This is a genomic window from Halomonas sp. BN3-1, assembly GCF_003056325.1.
GTDB lineage: Bacteria > Pseudomonadota > Gammaproteobacteria > Pseudomonadales > Halomonadaceae > Halomonas > Halomonas litopenaei.
The window spans coordinates 280,108-298,608 of the sequence record NZ_PYVV01000001.1 but is presented as its reverse complement, the minus strand read 5'-3'; the positions used below and the strand labels follow the sequence as shown (position 1 = coordinate 298,608).

General features: G+C 62.4%; 12 protein-coding genes. 7 read left to right on the top strand and 5 right to left on the bottom strand.

Annotated features, from left to right (window positions below):
- The first annotated feature begins 109 nt into the window (after positions 1–109).
- The 7 genes from C9F12_RS01350 (at position 110) to C9F12_RS01320 (ending at position 10,057) form a co-directional block, all read left to right on the top strand.
- Positions 110–310, top strand: coding sequence for a hypothetical protein (locus C9F12_RS01350; protein ID WP_108447707.1), 201 nt, complete (start codon positions 110–112; stop codon positions 308–310).
- Positions 307–1,899 carry a sodium:solute symporter family protein gene (locus tag C9F12_RS01345; protein ID WP_108447706.1) on the top strand — a complete coding sequence of 531 codons (1,593 nt, stop codon included), beginning with the start codon at positions 307–309 and terminating at the stop codon, positions 1,897–1,899. The genes C9F12_RS01350 and C9F12_RS01345 overlap by 4 nt, the downstream gene beginning before the upstream one ends.
- Before the next feature lie 120 nt (positions 1,900–2,019).
- A complete protein-coding gene (locus C9F12_RS01340; protein WP_108447705.1) occupies positions 2,020–3,492 on the top strand; it encodes a sigma 54-interacting transcriptional regulator in 1,473 nt (490 codons plus the stop codon).
- A 435-nt stretch (positions 3,493–3,927) separates the two neighbouring features.
- The gene (locus tag C9F12_RS22420; protein WP_162816355.1) at positions 3,928–4,995 is read left to right on the top strand and encodes a hypothetical protein; all 1,068 of its coding nucleotides are present in this window, start codon (positions 3,928–3,930) and stop codon (positions 4,993–4,995) included.
- Between the two features lie 72 nt (positions 4,996–5,067).
- Positions 5,068–7,809, top strand: coding sequence for a type VI secretion system Vgr family protein (locus tag C9F12_RS01330; protein ID WP_108447703.1), 2,742 nt, complete (start codon positions 5,068–5,070; stop codon positions 7,807–7,809).
- A 161-nt stretch (positions 7,810–7,970) separates the two neighbouring features.
- Positions 7,971–8,831 (top strand): hypothetical protein, encoded by an 861-nt coding sequence (locus C9F12_RS01325; RefSeq protein WP_108447702.1) that lies wholly within the window; start codon positions 7,971–7,973, stop codon positions 8,829–8,831.
- The gene (locus C9F12_RS01320) at positions 8,822–10,057 is read left to right on the top strand and encodes a hypothetical protein (protein ID WP_162816354.1); all 1,236 of its coding nucleotides are present in this window, start codon (positions 8,822–8,824) and stop codon (positions 10,055–10,057) included. The genes C9F12_RS01325 and C9F12_RS01320 overlap by 10 nt, the downstream gene beginning before the upstream one ends.
- Positions 10,058–10,255: 198 nt before the next feature.
- Here C9F12_RS01320 and ppc read toward each other — a convergent pair whose 3' ends face one another.
- The 5 genes from ppc to cysM all read right to left on the bottom strand — a co-directional run bounded on the left by ppc (position 10,256) and on the right by cysM (position 18,475).
- On the bottom strand, positions 10,256–12,904 hold the full coding sequence (gene ppc / locus C9F12_RS01315; RefSeq protein WP_045993191.1) for a phosphoenolpyruvate carboxylase: 2,649 nt from the start codon (positions 12,902–12,904) through the stop codon (positions 10,256–10,258).
- Positions 12,905–12,984: 80 nt separating this feature from the next.
- Entirely contained in the window at positions 12,985–13,875 is an 891-nt protein-coding gene (gene mazG / locus C9F12_RS01310; protein ID WP_108447700.1) for a nucleoside triphosphate pyrophosphohydrolase, read from the bottom strand.
- The gene (relA, locus tag C9F12_RS01305) at positions 13,872–16,130 is read right to left on the bottom strand and encodes a GTP diphosphokinase (RefSeq protein WP_045993189.1); all 2,259 of its coding nucleotides are present in this window, start codon (positions 16,128–16,130) and stop codon (positions 13,872–13,874) included. Before relA ends, mazG begins: the two co-directional genes overlap by 4 nt.
- Positions 16,123–17,577 (bottom strand): TRAM domain-containing protein, encoded by a 1,455-nt coding sequence (locus C9F12_RS01300; RefSeq protein ID WP_108447699.1) that lies wholly within the window; start codon positions 17,575–17,577, stop codon positions 16,123–16,125. Before C9F12_RS01300 ends, relA begins: the two co-directional genes overlap by 8 nt.
- Before the next feature lies 1 nt (position 17,578).
- A complete protein-coding gene (gene cysM, locus C9F12_RS01295; RefSeq protein WP_045993187.1) occupies positions 17,579–18,475 on the bottom strand; it encodes a cysteine synthase CysM in 897 nt (298 codons plus the stop codon).
- Between the last annotated feature and the right edge of the window lie 26 nt (positions 18,476–18,501).

Below are 18,501 nucleotides of genomic sequence, written 5' to 3'. Positions count from 1 at the left end.
ACAATGAATCGATTTCGATTCATCGAGTCGAAATAGCATCAAAGGCCCTTTGCCCGATCAGCCGACTCGTTCCCCGGACGCTCAGGCCATTCACAACAAGAGATACCTTATGGACATCAACTCCCATGTGCTGCTGCTGTTTGCCAACGCCTTTCTGACCACCGCCCTGTCGGTGGTCATCGTCGGCGTCATCCTGCTGCGCGAATACCGGCCGACCATTCGTCGCCTGAAGGACGAGGCGGCGGCTTCCTCCTCGGCCGACACCACCAACCACAACAAGACTTCAACTGACCTGAGAGACCTGTCATGACCCTGGCCATCTTCGCCATCGTACTGACCGCCTACGTGGCGGTGGCGGCCCTGCTGGCACGCCGTATCAAGAACAAGGACGACTTCTACGTCATGGGTGAGCAGGGCTCGACGCTGCTGATCGTCGGCACCCTGGCCGCCACCTTCCTCAGCGCCGTGACCCTGATGGGGATCGCCGGCATCTCCTACAGCGAAGGCCCGCTGGTGATCGCGGCGCTGGGCTCCTTCGGCGCCTGGGTCGGGACCCTGATCGCGGTGGTGTTCATCGGTCGCAAGCTGAAGGCGCTGAACTGCCGCACCATGATGGACTTCTTCGACTACCGCTTTAACAACAAGTGGGTCAGCGTGGTCGCACTGATCCTGATGGTGATCGGCCTGCTCGGCTACGGCATCATCCAGCTGATCGGCGCCGGCCTGGTGCTGGCCGAGATCATCGATATCCCCTTCCCGGTGATCATCGTCGCCTTCACCCTGGCGCTGCTGGCGTTCTGCTCGCTGTCCGGCATGTACGGGGTGGTCTACACCGACACCATGATGTTCTTCACCATGCTGGCCATCGCCTTCGTCATCGCACCGATGTTGATCGGCGACGCCGGCTTCGAGGCGATGAAGGGCCTCGGCGAGACCCTGCCCGGTTTCTGGACCGTGGGGGGCGCCAACGACCGCCCGCTGGGCTGGTCGATCTCCCAGTTCCTGGTGTGGATCCTGTTCTTTGCCTGCACCCCGGCGCTGGTGTCCCGCGTCTTTCCGGCCAAGAACGACTTCGTCATCCTCAAGGTGGCGGTGATCGGCGTGTTCTTCGCCCCTGCCATGCAGCTGCTGGTGTTTCTGGCGGCCAGCGCCATGCAGGTGATCCAGCCCGGCATCGAGCCCACCGACCGCGCCATGATCGTCGGCTTCATGGAACACACCAACCCGACCCTGGCCGGTATCGGCCTGGCCGGCCTGATGGCGTCGATCATGTCCACCGCCTCGACACTGTTCGTGCTGACCGGCTTCGCCCTGGCCCGCGACCTCTACGAGAAGTTGTTCGACCGTGAGGTCAGCGAACGCAAGGGCGTGGTACTCGGCCGCATCTCCCAGGCGGTGGTAGCGCTGGTAGTGTGCGCCGTGGCGATCTCGCGCCCGGCGGGCATCTACTGGATCTCGATCTACGCCGGCGCGATCTTTGCCGTGGCCTGGCTGCCGACCATCGTCGCCGCCATGCACTGGCGTCGGATGAACGCCAACGCCGCGCTGGCCTGCATGCTGGTGGGCTCGATCACCTTCATCGTGGTGGGCGAACTCGAGCGCCACGGCCTGATCAGCCTGCCGCTGCATATCGACAACCTGCAGGTGGCCATCCTGCTCGGCACCCTGGCGCTGATCGCGGTGGGACTGAAGAGCCAGCCTTCCGAGTACGAGCTCAAGGTATTCGACGACATTCGTGCAAGGCGACTGTCCGACACCACCATCCGCGACATCCTGGCCCGTCCCGATGGCGCCCGCGAACTGGTGCGCGAATACCGCCAGGTGTGGGGCATCATGGTGCTGTTCGTGATCATCGCAGGCGCGCTGTGGGGCTATCTGTTCAGCAAGCTGGGGACCTGAGCCCACCGTCACCGCTGCTGTCACTGATCCACCAGGCCGGCGCCGTGAGGCGCCGGCCTGGCTTTACTAACACGCGCTCCCGGCACACCATTGACGTTCTGGACCCTGCCTGGAGCCTCGATGAACCACGGCCCACTCATGCCCCGACAGCTACTGGCCATCCTCAACGCCCTCGAGGACGGCATCTTCATCACCGACCTCAAGGGACGCCCGCTGTGGGTTAACCAGGCGAGCCTGTCACAGCTCGATGCCAGCGCTGAGCACCTCTACCAGAGCGACGTCTACCGGCTCGAGGAGGAAGGGGTATTCTCGCCCTCGGTCACCCGCTTCGTGATCGAGGAGCAGCGACCGGTCAGCGTGGTCCACCGTTATCGCGGCAAGGACTACCTGGTCAACGGCAGCCTGTTTCACCTGGGCGGCGACCCTTCCGGTGAACCCGATGCGGTGCTGGTCCAGGCCCGCAACCTGGACCGCGACGTACTGGCCTCGCGCTCGCCGGACACCACCCAGGCGCTGCTCGATCACGTCATGCATCAGCTCAAGCGCATCCGTCAGGAACAGGTAGCAACGGAGGCCAGCCCCGCCTCGTCCAGCCGCAGCCCACGCTATCGCCGGTGTCTGGAGCGCCTCGAGCGCGCCGCCGCCAGTGACACCACGGTGCTGCTCAGCGGCGAGACCGGCGTCGGCAAGAGCTGGCTGGTCAATCGCCTGCACCAGTTCAGCCCGCGCTCGGACAAGCCGCTGATTCACGTCAACTGCGCGGCGATCCCCGAGGCCCTATTGGAAGCCGAGCTGTTCGGCCACGAGAGCGGCGCCTTCACCGGCGCCCATCGCGACGGGCGGGTCGGCTACGTGGCCCTGGCCGAGGGCGGCACCCTGTTTCTCGACGAGATAGGCGAACTGCCGCTGACGCTGCAGCCCAAACTGCTGCAATTACTTCAGGAACGTCAGTACCACCCGCTGGGCGGCAAGCCGCGCAAGGCCGAGGTACGCATCGTCGCCGCCACCAACGCCGACCTGTCCGCCCGGGTGCGGGATGGCAGCTTCCGCGCCGACCTGTACTACCGACTCAATATCGTGCCCATCGAGATCCCACCGCTGCGCGAGCGCGCCGAGGACATCCCCGGTCTGGCCAATCAGCTGCTGGCCAGGATATCCCGCCGCCACAAGCGCCGTATCACCCTGGAGCGCGACGCGCTGAGAGCGCTGACCCACCACTCCTGGCCCGGCAACGTGCGAGAACTGGAAAACCTGCTCGAGCGCCTCAGCGTGTTCTGTGAAGACGACACCATCGGCATCGACGATCTCGCCCTCGACCACCCGGAGCTTGTGCCCGCTAGCCTTGCCGACCGCGTTTCCCTCAACAGCTCGCGCAAGAGCTCCTGGCAAGACGACGGCCAAAGCGACGGTGCTCTGTCGCTGCCGCTGGACGATTCCCGCCCCCTGCCCGAGCGCTTGGCCGAGATCGAACGCCAGGCCATCGATGACGCTCTGTCCCGCGCCGGCAGCACCCGCAAGGCAGCCCAGGACCTTGGCGTCAGCCAGTCTTGGTTGATGCGACGGCTCAAGCGTGATCGGTCGGACAATCGATAACCTTCCTACTCCAAAAGCGCCATCTCCGCGTCATACACGCGCGATCGCACAGTTCTTACTACATAAGCGACTTCTTAAACATTGGCTTCTTCTAGTACCTTTGGCATTCAGACGGATATTTGGTCTATCACCTTTTTTCTTTAGCGCGGGAATGCTCGATTAATGCAACCAATTGTTTTGAAAGGGGATCGCACGACCCACGGAGGCATCGTCTTAGAGGGTGCTGCCACCACCCTTGTCAATGGCAGGCATGTCGCCCGCGTCGGCGACCGTGTCAGCTGCCCAACAGACGGACATTCAGTAGCCTTCATCACTAGCGGTGATGACACCACACTCGTGGATGGCAAACCTGTCGCGCGCCATGGCGACCGCTGCTCCTGCGGTGCCACCTTGATTGCCTCGTCAACAGATACCGGCATCATCTAAGGGGGCAACGTGAACGATAGATCGTCTCTCTACGACCGCTTGAGACCACGCCGCAGTACCCTCGCTCAGGCAGAACAGGCAGCGCTCCTGTCGCTGGATACACGGCATCTGATCGTTGACGATGCCTGGCTACTCTGCGGCAAAGACGACATCAATACCATCTTGATCACCCAGGAGGCGTCAGCAGCTGACAAGGTGGTGCCCGACAGTCTAATTCGGGATGACCAGAGACATCATGTCGGTGTGGCACCTATGCGAGGGATAGAAAACGTCCCGTTGGAGCAACGCTCACGCTCACGCCAACTGCTGCAGCTATTGCTGCCGAGACTTACCACCTCCCCACCTGGCTGGGCGGACGCACGGATCATCCTGCAATGCCCCGAAGGCGTGACTGCCACCCAATGGCTCGATGATGTTCTGGCCATCTGGCCCATCCAGAACCAACCAAAAAGGGGGCTGGAAGTCACTACCAGTACCTTTGATAACTGGCTGGAAGACACGCTTTCCTCGAGCACCGATACCTGCGCATTGCACCAGTTTATTATGCTCGCTCCGACGCCACCCTCTGAGCCCCCCCATTCGATTACCAGTGACGTAGTCGCAACGCTATGGCTACGACGGGTGCCAGCACGCGCGACCAACGAAGAGCCTATGACCGCACCGTCCCTGGGCGTAACGCTCAGACGACCTGAACGTCACCAACATGCATCCCGCAGTAACTCGCCGCCTAAGTCACAGAGTGTACTCGCCGCCCTCCTGCCACCTTCTCAAGGACTCGATCAAGTCTCCGAGACCGCTAGACTTTGCGCTATCACTTGGGACGGAGACCCTTCGGGCCAACGCCTGGACCAACTGATCGATTACATCCAACACCTGTCTCCTGACCTCAACCCTGTCAGCGATCTGTGGTCGGTCAGGAATATCGCGAGATCACTCAATGATGCCAGTCCGGTGGTGCAATTGGTCATTGCTTGTCACCTGGCAAAGCAGCGTCAAGGTCCGGTGCTACTGCTGGATACTCACCAAGATACCCAAACCATCACTGCCATAGTGAGCCCTGGGCCACCTTCGCACTGAGAAAACTTCAAAGCTTGAATTGAATAAGCCGTCGCAGAGGTCACGCGGATGATTGGCAAGGAGCCCCCCACTATGAGCGACGAACCGTACTGTTCTTCACCACCCCCAATCGATCAATTCGTCGTGGAAACCACCCAAAATGGCCGCCTGCTACGATTTACCAGTCCTCTGGGCGCCAACCGCTTGCTTGCCCACCGCCTGCATGGAAAAGAACGGCTCGGCCGCATCCCTTACTGGACTCTGGACCTGATCAGCTACGATGCTGGCATCGATGAACGCAAGTTGATCGGCCATCCGGTCAGCCTTGCCATCCGCCTTGAAGACGGCAACCAAGCGTACCGACACGGTCTTGTCCAATCACTGAGCTATCTCGGTGCCGATGGAGGTCTACATGACTGGCAGCTAGTGTTTGCACCATGGATTGCACTGCTGAACTACCGCGAAGACTGCCGCATCTGGATGGACACCACCATCATTGATGTACTTGCCAACATCTTCGAGGGATACCCAGAAGCACACGGATGCTATCGCTTCGACCTACGCCACGACTACACCACCCACACCTATCTCGCCCAAGTCAATGAAAGCGACCTTAACTTCGTCCAGCGTTGGTGCGAACATGAGGGCATTTTCTGGTACGTCGTTCACGACAGCGAGGACCACACCATTGTCTTCACCGATGACGTGAGGACACTGCCAGAATCATCCCAATCTACGATACGTTTTCACACCCAGTCTTCCACTCAGACAGAGGACAGTATCGTCCAGTGGTGCCAGCAACATCGGCTACACTCAAGTCAGACCCACTTCGTCAGCCGCAACTATCGCTACCATCAGCATCCACTTGAGCACATCGAGCCGGCCTTGCCAGGCAGTACCACTCTATCTGCTCTTGAGCGGTACTCCTATCAAGGGCAATACGCCTGGAACCATCCCCAGTACGCCTCTCGGTTACTGCGCACGCGTATGGAGCAACAGGAAGCTGAAAGCCACAGGGCCGTGGCTATAGGTGGCATCCGCCGATTGGCCGCCGGCCAGCGCTTCACCCTGAGCGACCACCCCGTACTCGATTCCCGGCAACCCGAAGATCGACAGTTCAGCGTTATCGACGTCGAGCTGTTCGCAGAAAGTAACCTCCCCATCGCCTATGAAAGGCGCGATGCCCCAGGCGGCCTTGGTAGCTTGATGGAGGAAGCTCGCCAGCAACTACCAGGTGACGGTGACGATAGCGAAGCGCATCATCGACGTGCCTTGAGCCATGGCTTCTTCCTGAGTAGGCTCGAGTGCCAGCGCCAGGACGTTGCCTTCCGAAGCCCTCCTGATCACAGGCGACCCGACATCGGCTTGCAGACCGCCGTAGTGGTAAACCCTCCCGGACATGAGGTCTACACCGACCGTCTAAACCGCATCCATGTTCGATTTCACTGGGACCGTTTAAGCCCTGATGACGCCCTCTGTTCCTGTTGGCTTCGAGTCATGCACGCCAGCAGCGGCAACGGCTGGGGTTCTGTCAATATTCCCCGCGCAGGCGAGGAAGTCCTGGTCGGCTTCATGGACCAGCATCTCGACCGTCCAGTGGTCCTGGGACAACTCTACGGCGGCCACCAGCCTCGTTGGCATTCAACTGGAATCATGAGCGGGATTAGAACCAAGGAAATCCGTGGAAGTGGCTACAACCAAATGGTGATGGACGATGCAACGGGGCAGTTGCGTACCCAACTCGCCAGTAGCGAGTCCGACACCCAACTCAACCTGGGATACCTGATAGACCACCAGCAAAACACCCGGGGCCTTCGTCGAGGTACCGGCTTTGAACTTCGCACCGATGCCTATGGTGCTATTCGTGCTCGGCACGGACTCTACCTCTCCAGCTGGGGGCAACCCGCAGCCCAAGGTGCACAGCTCGACGCCGAACACGCCTGGGAGCAGCTGAAGAACGCCCACGAGCTCAACAAGACCCTGTCAGACGTTGCCAAACATCACGACGCCGAGGCTCTAGCCGGCACCGACGCTCTTGAAGACTTCCATCGCAACGCAGATTTCCGCTATGGCGAAGGTGAAGCTACTGAAGGCAACACCAGCCATGATCACCGTGGTGCAGGCGATACCCAGCAAGCCATTCGTAGTGGTGGTCGCGGGAAAACTCCCGGATTCAACGATGCCCTTGTCCTGATCAGTGCCCCGGATGGTATCGCTACTACCACGCCGGCCAGCACACATCTCCATAGCGCTCAACAGATGACGATCTCTACGGGTGAGGATGTCAATATCGCCACTGGAAAGAGCCTGCTGGCCAGCATCGCGGACAAGCTTTCACTATTTGTTCATCGTGCAGGCATCAAGCTGATCGCCGCCGGCGGTCGCGTGGATATCCAGGCACAGCAGGACGAGATGGAGCTTCAAGCCAAGCACGCCTTGCGACTCTCCTCCACCGACGATGCCATCATTGTAGCCGGCAAGAAACACATCCTGCTGACCAGCGGTGACGCCTATATCCGACTTGCCGACGGTAATATCGAGATCCATGCGCCACAACGTATCGACATCAAGGGTGCCAACAAGACGTTCAGTGGCCCTACCGGACTCGCCCACACGTTCAAGGACTTTCCCGAAGGTACGGGCAGTTACGAAAAACGCTTCACCCTACACTGGCAAGACACTGACATCGCCGCCAGCAACATGCGCTACCGCATTACCAAGGCCGATGGATCCGTGATGGAGGGTATTTCCGATGAGGCAGGAAACACCAGTATTCTGGATTCACAAGTCCCCGAAAGCGCCTCCATCGAAATACTGGGAAAAAATCGGCCATGAGCGACCATGACACTCTCCGCGTTACCGGCAGCGCAAATACGATGTTGACCACCAATGGCTCCCGACGCCCAACCAGGGTCGCGACCACCCTCTGTGATAAACAGGTCCCCCGCGCCAGCGACAGCATTTATGGCCAATGCAACTATTATTAAGAACCGCTAATGTTTGGCCAACTTCGCTACCTTCGTCAGAATGGCCCGCAGGATGCTCCACCGATTTCCTTCCCACAGGAAGATGGTGTCGACAAGACCGGCGTAAGACTCGATGAGTTCCTTGAAACTTTAATTCTCGTCGATGACGTCTACTATGCACTGCGTGATGTCGTGTTTGGGCCGTCCACCGACAACTCTGAAAATGTACTGAGCAGGAGCTTGAAAGACAGGATCATCGTGGAGAGGGTGCTAAAGCACCATGACGAACTACTCGATCCCGAGTGTATCGTGGGGTGGTCACGCTACGGCAATTTCTGGGCACGTCACGTGGGGTGTGGGCACCTTCCCCCCGACTACTATACCCACTACGGCTACTACTACTGTAGTCGATACGCTGCCTACCTGCTGCCACGATTGAGTCCTAAAGGTAAGCAGTGGATGGCGCAGGCCAGATCCAACTTGCAAGTCTACCTGGATGAAGCCATTCAGAAGAACATGATTCCCGGCTCAACAGATATCATCATTTCTCAAAATAACGATGATATTACCATTGGAATTATGGCCTATGAGCTAGAGTTGGAAAGTGAAATATTTCGTGATGTAGCGTTTGCCACCCATGTTGACGCTTATATCGACGCCGGCCTTGCCGATCTCCCCCTGAGTGATCTGATGAAGATCGGTACCATGCCGAATGTTGAGGAGTTTCTGGATCCCAACACATGGGATCAGGTCATCAAGGTCAGTGAAGAAGTACTTCCAGAGCTGATAGAGAGAGGCGGAGAGAATCTCTCCACGACATGGGATCGCGCCAGGGAAAGCGCCAACGAGCTGATGGACAAAGCGATCGAGAGACTGACATCATGGTACTGAAAAAAACAAAAAATAAAGTCGCTGCGGCTATCTTGGGACTCACCGTTGTATATTGGGTTGGAGACAGTATGAACCTTTTTGATCCATGGGAAGAATTCGACATCCCGCAGCTACCCACGCAGTATATGAAAAGGGCCGAGAGAAAAACCTATAACACAACAGAAAGAATGATCCTGCCCGATGCCACCTTATTCTTCGGTAGAAAAACTGACAAATATACGGGTCCTATCAATCTCGACCAACCGGCAAGAGCTTTCACGCTTAACACCGTCGAGAATAGCTTTAACTTTCTTCCCAATCAACGGGACGACCTACAGTACGCCTTTACAGCAAGATCCCGCTTGATCGACAACATGGTCTATTCCGTCGTCATCGGTAGCAATCCAGCAGACCATCTGGATAAGGATTTCCAGCTATACAATATTCAGGTACCTAGCGGCCGCTTCGAGCCACGGTCCATGCCGGCGCTATCCGATGATGCCGATCCCATTTATCACTATGAACCACTGTTTATTGATCAACGTCACGGCTATCTTCTGCCAGACCAGAGAAGCATCTTCTTCGAGACATACGATGGTGGGCATACCTGGACAGAACGCCACCTGCCCACAGGCTACACGCGGCTCGATCATTTCAATCGATATATACTAAAGAGCTTTATTCATCAGCCTACCACCAACGATATCTTCCTCAGCGGCTACTTCCCCGCGGTGGGCGAAAAACCGGGATACAGTCCGATATATCGACTGTCGGCGGACAACACCGGTACTCAGGGCTGGCGGGAAGTTGCCCGCCTGGAAGGCTACGCCATTCGCAGCTTGCGCTTTCTGGACAACGGCGACCTGCTGATCCTGGCCTTCGAAGGGGAGCGGCCAGAGCGAGGCAGCGACTCACGCTCCGCTCAGGTACTACGCTGGGATGGTGAGGACTTCGAGCATCTCCACGATTTTGGTGTCTTTACCTTGTTTAGACCTCAACCCAATACCAATCTTGGCCAGGAATATTTCGTTACCGGGCCGGGCGGCCTCATCGTCATCAATGGTAGAAGCTTCAAGAACGAACGTGGAGATTTACCCGTCTACAACGTTTCCTACGTCAGCCACGATTATGGTCGTAGCTGGGAACGGCTGAACAATGGAACCGCCACCGGGCCTGTCTGGTTTGATGGGACTAGCGGTTATCTGTATCGGGACCTTCCTTTTTCGACATCGAGAAGGCGCCCATGACGGGGCACGGACCACACCTGGGAAGGCTTGTGAAAAGACGGCCTCGTACTGCACGCCTGTTGCACGCCTGATGCATGCCTATGCAGACGCCCACACAAGTTCCCCACCGAGGTACCCGGTATGTGCGGGCCACCCAAGACGCCAGCGCCCGGCCATCTGGCCGGGCGCTGGGTGTTCAGGGTATCGCTCGCGGTGGCGTCAGCCGGTGTTGCGAAGGCCAGCGGCGATCCCCGCCATGGTCACCATCAGGGCGCGGGACAGGTCCGCGCTGATGGCGCCGTCGGCGTCGCGGTTACGCTGCAGCAGCTCGGCCTGCAAGCCATGCAGCGGATCGATGTAGGGGTTTCGCACCTCGATGGCCTGGCGAATCAGCGGCGTCTTCTCGAGCAGCTCCTGCTGATCGAGGATCTTCAGAAGCTCCTCGTTGAGCTTGCCGAAACGCTCGCGCAGGCGGTTGCCCAGGGCCTCCAGGCTCGGCTCGTCCACCAGGCGATGCTCATAGTAGGCGGCCAGCTCCACGTCGGCCTTGGCCAGCAGCATCTCGAGCATGTCCAGGTAGGTGCCGAAGAACGGCCACTGCTCGCGCATCTCCTGCAGCACCTCGAGTCCGCCGGGCTCGGCCAGGCGGGTGGCGAAGGCCTCGCCGGTGCCGAGCCAGGCCGGCAGCATCAGGCGGATCTGGGTCCAGGCGAAGATCCAGGGGATCGCGCGCAGGGTCTCGACGCCACCGTCCTGACGCCGCTTGGTCGGCCGTGAGCCCAGCGGCAGGCGACCGAGCGCCCCTTCCGGTGTGACGGCACGGAAGTACGGCACGAAATCGGGGTCCTGGCGCACCACACCGACGTAGGCACCGTGGGCGATCTCGGCCAGGCGGTCCATCTCGTCGCGCCAGGCCGGCTTGGGCTTGGGCGGCGGCAGCAGCGACGCCTCCAGTACCGCGCAGGCGTAGATCTCCATGGAGCGCAGGGCGATATCGGGCTGGCCGAACTTGAAGCGGATCATCTCGCCCTGCTCGGTCACCCTGAGGCTGCCGTTCACCGAGCCTGGGGGCTGGGACAGGATGGCGGCGTGGGACGGACCGCCGCCACGGCCCACGGTGCCACCGCGGCCGTGGAACAGGGTCAGGTCGACACCGTGGCTTTCGCAGACATCGACCAGCGCCTCCTGGGCGCGGTACTGGGCCCAGGCCGCCGCCAGCTGGCCGGCGTCCTTGGCCGAATCGGAGTAACCGATCATCACCTCCTGGCTATCACCGGCGAACTGGCGGTAGCCGGGCAGCGCCAGCAGCCGATCGATGACGTCGCCGGCGCGATTGAGGTCGTCCAGGGTCTCGAACAGCGGTGCGATGGGCATGCCGACACGGCCCCCCACCTCTTTCATCAACAGCGCCACGGTGAGCACGTCCGAGGGCTGCGCGGCCATGGAGATGATGTAGGTGCCCAGCGCCTCGCCGTGCTCGGCGGCGACCACCTGGAAGGTGTCCAGGGTCTCACGGGTCTCGGCGGAGCACTCCCAACGCCGCGGGATCAGCGGCCGGGTCGACTCGAGCTCCGCCAGCAGGAAGGCCTGACGCTGCTCCTCGCTCCATTCGCGGTAGTTGCCCAGGCCCAGGTCGTGGGTCAGTTCTTCCATCACCAAGGCGTGGCGGCTGGCCTCCTGGCGCAGGTCGAGCTTGGTCAGGGTGACGCCGAATACCGCCACACGGCGCAGGGTATCGAGCAGCACACCGTTGGCGATGGTGTCCAGGCCGACGTCGCACAGCGAACGGTAGCAGGCCAGCAGCGGCGCATAGAGCTGGTCCCGGGTCTCGATGATCGGCCCGCCGTCATAGCTCTTGCCGTCGAGTTCGGCCTTGGCCCAGTCGCGGGTGGCCTCGACCTTCGCCACCAGACGCTTGAGCAGCTCGCGATAGGGCTCGGCGACGTTGCCGACCTCGGCACGCAGGGCACTGTTGGTGCTCCACATGGACAATTCGATCTTGAGCTGCTCGAGATCACGCAGGTACAGGTCCGCCGCCATCCAGCGGCCCAGCAGCAGCACCTCCCGGGTGACCCGGGCAGTGACGTTGGGGTTGCCGTCGCGATCGCCGCCCATCCAGGAAGCGAAACGCAGCGGCGCGGCGTCCAGCGGCAGACGCTCGCCGGCGCTTTCCAGCAGCAGGTTATCCAGGTCCCGGTGGAAGTCCGGCACCGCCTGCCACAGCGAATTCTCGATCACCGCAAAGCCCCACTTGGCCTCGTCCACCGGGGTCGGCCGGTCGTGTCGGATCTCGTCGGTGTGCCAGGCCTGACTGATCAGCTCCTCGAGCCGCCCCTTGGCCCGGGCCGCACGCTCGGGGTACTCGCTGGAGGACTCGATGGCGCTGAGGCAGTCATCGATGGCGTCGTACTTCTGGATCAGGGTGCGCCGGATGACCTCGGTGGGATGGGCGGTCAGCACCAGCTCGACGCGCATGTTGGCCAGCGTCTCGACCAGGGTGCGCGACGAGTGGCCCTCGCGCCGGGCGCGCTCGAGCAGCTCACCGAGCACCGGCTGCATCCCCGGCTTGTAGTCCTCGACCCGACGAAAGCGGGCACGGTAGTGCTGCTCGGCGATGTTGGCCAGGTTGAGGAACTGGTTGAACGCCCGGGTCACCGGCAGCAGGTCCTTCTCCGGCAGCCGGCGCAGGTACTCGATCAGCTCCTGCTGGCCGGCCTCTTCGCCCTGGCGGCCCCGCTTGGCCAGTCCGCGAATCGTCTCGATGCGTGACACGAACTCGGGTCCGAGATCATCGGCGATGGTGCGTCCCAGGCTGTCGCCGAGGATGCGGACGTTATCGCGCAAGGATTCGTGCAGATCGTGGCTCATGGGGTCTCCTTGGGTGTGGTGTCCAGCGGGTCCCGAGCGTGCGGCCCCGCCTTGTTATCGATAGGGTCTGGCCGGCCTCGTCAGTCCATGGTCGGATCGAACGGATCGGACGGCTCGGCGCGTTCGGCACGCTTGGCCTGCTGCCAGTGCTCTTCCATGCGCTCCAGCGAGGCCCGGCCGAGTGGCGTGCCCTGGGCATCCAGGGACCGCTCCATATGGCGAAAGCGGCTCTCGAAGCGCTGATTGGTGCCTCTCAGGCAGGCTTCCGGGTCGACGCCCAGGGTGCGCGCCAGATTGACGGTGGCGAACAGCAGGTCGCCCACCTCGGTGGCGGCGTGGTCGCGATCCCCGGCCGACAGCGCCTCGCGAATCTCACCCAGCTCCTCTTCGAGCTTGTCGAGCACCCCGTCGGTGTCCGGCCAGTCGAAGCCCACCCGGGCCGCGCGCTTGGACAGCTTGGCGGCGCGACTAAGCGCCGGCAGGGTCCGCGGCACGTCATCCAGCGCCGAGACAGAAACCACCGCTTCGGCCTCGCCCTGCTGCGGGCCGCTGCGCCCTTCCCGTTCCTCGGCCTTGAGCGCCTCCCAGCGGGAGTGGACCTGGCGGGTCTCGACCTCGGCGGCACTGACGCCCTGGCGGCGGGATTCAAGGGTGCCTTCGGGAAACACGTGGGGATGGCGACGCAGCATCTTGTCGGTCAGCGTGTGCACCACGTCATGGAAATCGAAACGCCCTTCCTCGCTGCCGAACTGGCTGTAGTAGACCACCTGGAACAACAAGTCGCCGAGCTCCCCCGGCAGCTCGTCGAAGGCGCGTCGCTCGATGGCGTCGGCGACCTCGTAGGCTTCCTCGAGGGTGTGGGGGACGATAGTGTCCCAGTGCTGCTTGACGTCCCAGGGGCAGCCCTGCTGGGGGTCCCGCAGCACCGACATCAGGGTCAGCAGGTCATCGATGGAATAGCGCCGGCTCATGTGCGACGCCCTCCCTGACCGCGCTTGCGCTTGACCTCGATGATATTGGGCAGCTGCTGGATGCGGGAGAACAGCCGGCCCAGGGTCTCCAGGCCGTCCACCTCGGCGGTGATCGAGATGCGCGCGATGCCGTCGTCGGTGTTGGTCAGGGTGTTGACCGAGAGCACGTTGACCTTGTCCTGGCCGAGCACGGCGGTGACGTCGCGCAGCAGACCGGAGCGGTCCCAGGCCTGGATCTCGATATCCACCGGGTACTGGCTGCTGGAGCGCGCGCCCCACTCCACCTCGATCACCCGCTGGGGCTCGTCGACCCTGAGCTGCAGGATGTTGGGGCAGTCCTGGCGATGGATCGACACGCCACGGCCCTGGGTGATGAAGCCGACGATCGGCTCGCCGGGGACCGGATGACAGCAGTTGGCCATGTTGGTCTTGAGGTTGCCGACGCCCAGCACGGTAATCTCGCCGTCCGGGGTCTTGGCCGGCTTCTGACGCGGCTTGGCCAGCAGCCGGTCGAGGTGCTCCTGCTCGTCGCTGTCGCCGAACAGCTGCTGGGCCTGGTGCAGCACCTGACCGATACGCAGGTCGCCGGCACCAAGCGCGGCGTACATGTCGTCGGCATTGGCGTAGTTGACCTTCTGGGCCAGGGTGGCGAGGTCCATGTCGTGGACGTCGAGACGCTTCATCTCGCGCTCGAACAGCGCCTTGCCCTCTTCCAGGTTCTGGTCACGCGCCTGGTGCTTGAACCAGGACTGGATCTTGGCCCTGGCCCGGGAGGTGCGCACGAAGCCCAGGTTGGGGTTGAGCCAGTCACGGCTCGGGGCGCTCTTGTTGGCGGTGAGGATCTCGACCTGCTGACCGGTCTTGAGCTTGTAGGTCAGCGGCACGATGCGACCATTGACCTTGGCGCCGCGACAGCGGTGGCCCACCTCGGTGTGCACGCGGTAGGCGAAGTCGATGGGGGTGGCGACCCTGGGCAGGTCGATGACGTGACCGTCCGGGGTGAACACATAGATGCGATCCGGCGCCACGTCGCTGGTCAGGCCCTCGCGCAGGTCGCCGAATTCGCCGATCTCCTCGTGCCACTCGAGCACCTGACGCAGCCAGGCGATCTTTTCCTCGTAGCTGTCGCTGCGGGCATTGGTATCGTGGCCCTTGTAGCGCCAGTGGGCGCAGACCCCGAGTTCGGCCTCTTCATGCATGGCGAAGGTGCGGATCTGGATTTCCAGCACCTTGTTCTCGGGGCCGATGACCGCCGTATGCAGGGACTGGTAGCCATTCTTCTTGGGGTTGGCGATGTAGTCGTCGAACTCATCGGGCACGGTGTGCCAGCGCGAGTGAACGATGCCGAGCATGGTGTAGCAGTCCTGCACCGTGGGCACCAGGATGCGCACCGCGCGTACGTCGTGGACCTGGGAGAAGTCGATGCGCTTGCGCTTCATCTTTCGCCAGATGGAGAAGATGTGCTTGGCCCGACCGTCCACCTGGAACTGGTGGATGCCCTGGGCCGACATCAGCGACTTCAGGGTCTCCACCACCTCCTGGATGTAGCGATCGCGATCCAGGCGCTTCTCGGCCAACTGCCGGGCGACGGTCTTGTAGTCGTCCTCGTGGAGGTAGCGGAAGGACAGGTCCTCGAGCTCCCACTTGAGGTGGCCGATGCCCAGGCGGTGGGCCAGCGGGGCATAGATGTCGAACACTTCGCGGGCCACCCGCACCTGCTTCTCGCGCGGGGCATCGCGGACCTGGCGCAGGGCGCAGGTGCGCTCGGCGATCTTGATCAACGCCACCCTGACGTCGTCGATCATGTTGACCAGCATCTTGCGCAGGTTGTCCTGCTGATCCTGCTGCTGCAGGCCGGCGGTGGTGGCCTGGGTATTGCTGATCGCGGCCATCTGCAGCACGCCTTCGATCAGGCTCGCCACCTCGCGGCCGAAACGCTTGGCCACCTGCTCGGGCTTGATCAGGTTCTCACGCACCGCGCGATACAGCACGGCGGCTTCGATGGCGGTCTGATCCAGGCGCAGCTCACCGAGGATATCGGCCATCTCGAGGCCCATGCGAAAGCTCGAGCCGTCCTTCAACCAGGACTTGTGGGGCCGCTCGGAGGCCTGCTCCAGCGACTGCGCCAGCTGGCAGGCCTCGACCAGTTCACCGGCGTCGGCCAGCTTGACGTCGTCCTGCAGCCGCGCGACCCACTGATCGATATCGACCCGACCATCCGCGGTCAACGGCTGGTCTTCCCGCACTTTAACCATCTTTCCTGACTCCTTGGCGTGGCGACGGCCCCTGGCGTTCGAACAGTACCATCGACTCGAGGTGCGAGGTGTGCACGAACATGTCCGCCATGGCGACCCGTTGCAGACAATAACCCCCCTGCAACAAGTGTGCCGCATCGCGAGAAAGCGTGGCGGGATCACAGGCAATATACAAGACCCGGGACACCGTACTTTTGGCCAGTGCCCGGCACAGCGCCTCGGCCCCTTCGCGCGGTGGGTCCAGTACCACCACCTCGGCATCATGGGTACGCAACAGCCTCGCCACCTGCCCTTCGTCATGCAGGTTGCCCTGGAGGGCAGCGACGTCCAAATCCGCGCCCGCGGCGTTGTCGGCCAGGCGTGAGGTCATCTCCGGCGAGCCTTCCACCGCGCTCACCGCGTAGCCCGACGCCGCCAGCGGCAGGCTGAAATTGCCGATCCCGGCGAACAGATCCAGCAGGGGTTCATCGACCCGGCGAGGTGTTCCCAGCCAATCCAGCGCGGTCTCGATCATGCGCTGGTTGACCTGGGCGTTGGCCTGCAGGAAGTCGCTCGGTCCGACGCCGAGGCTGAGCGGGCCACGCGCAGACGGGACCGTCACCTGGAGTCGTCGGGGCGGGGTCACCAGCCACTCGAAGCGAACCTGTTCACGGCCTGCCAGCACGCCGACGGCGATGCCTCGCTCATCGGCCCATGCACGCCAGCGTGCCAGGTCCGCGGGTTGCTCGCGCAGTTGGCGGATCACCAGGGTCACCTGGCCGTCGCTGGCCAGCAGTTCCAGATGGCCGACCTGGCGTGGCGCCTCGAGGCTCGCCAGCTGCTGGTGCAACGGTGCCAGCAGCGACGACAGCTCCGGCACCAGAACGGTGCAGCTCTCCACCGATACCAGCCGGTGACTGCGCCTGGCGCGAAAGCCCAGATGGATGCCGCCGTCGGCATCGACCCTGACCCCCAGCCGAGCACGGCGGCGATAGGCGACGTCATCACTGGCCAGCACCTCGATGCGTTCGAGGTCGACCTCGACGCCCTGACGGGCCAGCAGCTCCGACAGTACGACGGCCTTGTGACGACGCTGGGCGTCGAGTTCCAGATGCTGCAGATCACAGCCGCCACAGCGCTCGATGTAGGGACAGGGCGGCGTCACCCGGGTCGGCGCGGCCTCGATCAACTCACGCAGGTGGGCCTCGTCGTAGCGCTTGCGGGTGCGATGCACCGCCACCCTGACCCGCTCGCCGGGCAAGGCCCCCTCGACAAACAGGGTCTTGCCGGCGGGCGAACGGGCAATCCCGCGGCCATCGTGGGACAGCCCCTGAATCTCGAGCTCGTCGGGCAGCTCATCGGACGTGTCGGTCTGGTAGGCCCGGCGAGTGTCCGACGGGCGCTTGTGAGCAAGCCCCGAGACACCGGAGCGCTGACGCGGCGGGCGGCGTTTTCCCAGTCCAGCCACCTCAGGACTCCGGCGCCAGCAGACCGGTGGAGAGATAACGGTCCCCCCGGTCGCAGACGATGAACACGATCACCGCGTTCTCGACCTCTTCGGCCACCCTGAGCGCCCCGGCCAGGGCGCCTCCCGAGGACACCCCCGCCAGGATTCCTTCTTCCCGGGCCAGTCGGCGCATGTGTTCTTCAGCCTCGTGCTGGCCGATGTCCAGTACCCGATCGACCCGCTGGGGTTCAAAGATCTTCGGCAGGTAGGCCTCGGGCCAGCGACGTATCCCGGCGATGCTGGCGCCGTCCTCGGGCTGCAGGCCGATGATCTCGATGTCGGCGCGCTGCTCCTTCAGGTAACGCGACACCCCCATGATGGTGCCGGTGGTCCCCATGGAGCTGACGAAGTGGGTGATCCGACCGTCGGTCTGCTGCCACAGCTCGGGGCCGGTGGTGCGATAGTGACCCAGCGGGTTGTCGGGATTGGCGAACTGGTCCAGCGACTTGCCCTCGCCTCGGGCGACCATGGTATCGGCCAGGTCCCGGGCCTCTTCCATGCCGCCTTCCTTGCTGACCTCGATCAGCCTGGCACCATAGGCCGCCATGGCCTGCTTGCGCTCGCTGGAGGCGTTCTCCGGCATGATCAGCACCATGCGATAGCCCTTCATCGCCGCGACCATGGCCAGGGCGATGCCGGTATTGCCGGATGTCGCTTCGATCAGGGTGTCGCCGGGGGCGATCTCGCCGCGCTTTTCGGCCTCGTCGAACATCGACAGGGCCGGCCGATCCTTGACCGAGCCCGCCGGATTGTCACCCTCGAGCTTTGCCAGCAGCACATTGTTGCGCCCGGCGCTGATGCGCTTGAGGCGGACCAGCGGGGTCTTGCCGACCAGCTGGTCGAGGTAGGGGAATTCCATAAGACTTTCCTTGTAACGTCATCTGA

Bases quoted from the DNA above. Each gene is read 5' to 3' on its own strand.
- C9F12_RS01330 (WP_108447703.1), top strand. From the start codon at position 5,068: ATGAGCGACGAACCGTACTGTTCTTCACCACCCCCAATCGATCAATTC.
- C9F12_RS01350 (WP_108447707.1), top strand. From the start codon at position 110: ATGGACATCAACTCCCATGTGCTGCTGCTGTTTGCCAACGCCTTTCTG.
- C9F12_RS01320 (WP_162816354.1), top strand. From the start codon at position 8,822: ATGGTACTGAAAAAAACAAAAAATAAAGTCGCTGCGGCTATCTTGGGA.
- C9F12_RS01340 (WP_108447705.1), top strand. From the start codon at position 2,020: ATGAACCACGGCCCACTCATGCCCCGACAGCTACTGGCCATCCTCAAC.
- mazG (WP_108447700.1), bottom strand. From the start codon at position 13,875: ATGAGCCGGCGCTATTCCATCGATGACCTGCTGACCCTGATGTCGGTG.
- C9F12_RS01325 (WP_108447702.1), top strand. From the start codon at position 7,971: ATGTTTGGCCAACTTCGCTACCTTCGTCAGAATGGCCCGCAGGATGCT.
- C9F12_RS01345 (WP_108447706.1), top strand. From the start codon at position 307: ATGACCCTGGCCATCTTCGCCATCGTACTGACCGCCTACGTGGCGGTG.
- relA (WP_045993189.1), bottom strand. From the start codon at position 16,130: ATGGTTAAAGTGCGGGAAGACCAGCCGTTGACCGCGGATGGTCGGGTC.
- ppc (WP_045993191.1), bottom strand. From the start codon at position 12,904: ATGAGCCACGATCTGCACGAATCCTTGCGCGATAACGTCCGCATCCTC.
- cysM (WP_045993187.1), bottom strand. From the start codon at position 18,475: ATGGAATTCCCCTACCTCGACCAGCTGGTCGGCAAGACCCCGCTGGTC.